The following is a 1,660-nucleotide window of genomic DNA, read 5'->3' on the forward strand; positions in this document are numbered from 1 at the left end:
CCTGGATCCACCGTGTGACGATCGGTTCGGATGGCCCCGGATATAGAAGAGGTGCCCGCTGACCTGGGATGATGGGAGTTACGACGCTTCCATCGGCACCAATCAGCAAGGCACCTCGTAAGTGAAATCTTCCCACACGGCCGCGGCGACGTTCGCGGCGGCCGATGACTCGAATCTGATCGCGTACGGCGGCCTGGCGGCTGGGGTGCGGCTGGCCGAGCGGTGCGGCCTGCCCGGACTGGTCCGCGACAGGGTCCGCCTCACCGGGGCCGCGAACGGTGCGGGCACGGCGCCGGACGCGAAGGTGATGTCGCTGGTGGCGGGCATGCTCGCCGGGGCGGACAGCATCGGCGATGTGGACGTGCTGCGGCACGGAGCGACGGCCCGCGCGTTTTCCGGCATACGCGCCCCCTCCACGCTCGGCACGTTCCTGCGCGCCTTCACCTGGGGCCATGCGCGTCAACTGGAGTCCGCCGCCCGGGCGTTCACAGCGAACCTCGTCCGGCACTGCGCCCTGCTGCCCGGCGCGGACCAGGTGATATTCCTGGACATCGACTCGAAGGTGAAACCCGTCCACGGCTACGCCAAGCAGGGCGCCGCCTTCGGCTACACCAGACAGCGCGGGCTGCACTTCCAGATCGTGACCGCCTCCACCCCGATCGCCGCGCCCGTCATCGTGGCCTCGCGACTACGCAAGGGCTCGGCCGGCTCCGCCAAGGGCGCCGCGCACCTGATCGCCGAGGCCGTGAACGCGGTGCGCTCGATGGGTGCGACGGGTCAGATCATCGTGCGCGGCGATTCCGCGTTCTGCTCGCACAAGACCGTGGCCGCCTGCCGCCGTCTTCGGGTGCGTTTCTCCTTCACGATCGCCCAGCGCACGAAGGTCCGCACCACCATCGCCGCCATCGACGATGCCTCGTGGACGGCGATCAAGTACACGGACGCGGTCTTCGACCAGGACGAGCAGCGGTGGGTCTCCGACGCCGAGGTCGCCGAGACCGAATACACCGCCTTCACCGGCAAGCCGAAGAAGCACCACGCCACGGCCCGGCTCCTGGTCCGCCGCGTCAAACGCCTCGGCCGGGCCCATGTTCCTGACGGGCAGGGCGAGTTGTTCACCGCCCACCGCTTCCACGCCGTGTTCACCGACACCGCGCTCGGCCTCGTCGAAGCCGAGGCCACCCACCGCCGCCACGCCATCATCGAGCAGGTCTTCGCCGACCTGGAGGACTCCGCCCTCGGTCACCTGCCGTCGGGGAAGTTCACCGCGAACGCCGCCTGGCTCACCCTCGCCGCCCTCACCCACAACCTCACCCGCGCGCTCGGCGCCCTGGCCTCCGCGTTCCACGCCAGGGCCCGCACCGGCACCGTCCGCCGCCACCTGATCGCCGTCCCCGCCCGCCTCGCCGCCGGTGCACGCACCCTGACCTGGCACTTCCCCGACCGATGGCCCTGGCTGGCAGCACTGGAGAACCTCTGGACGGCCGTCGGTCACCGCCTGCGCACCTGACATCTGGACCGACTGTCCGCCCACGACCCGAAGGACCTCGGAGACCCCGCCACCGGACCGGCCATCCGGCACCCGCACCTGCCCGAAACCGGGAGAACAACCCGAAAACCGATCAGCAAACCCGATCAGGATTCACGCGGTGGATCCAGG

At 70.1% G+C, this 1,660-nt stretch carries 1 protein-coding gene; it reads left to right on the forward strand.

The annotated features are described in order from the left end of the window. Window positions 1-121: 121 nt before the first annotated feature. On the forward strand, window positions 122-1,510 hold the full coding sequence (locus SZN_RS36975; RefSeq protein WP_007506429.1) for an IS1380 family transposase: 1,389 nt from the start codon (window positions 122-124) through the stop codon (window positions 1,508-1,510). Window positions 1,511-1,660 lie beyond the last annotated feature (150 nt).

Origin of the sequence: Streptomyces zinciresistens K42, assembly GCF_000225525.1 — a bacterium.
Classification (GTDB): domain Bacteria; phylum Actinomycetota; class Actinomycetes; order Streptomycetales; family Streptomycetaceae; genus Streptomyces; species Streptomyces zinciresistens.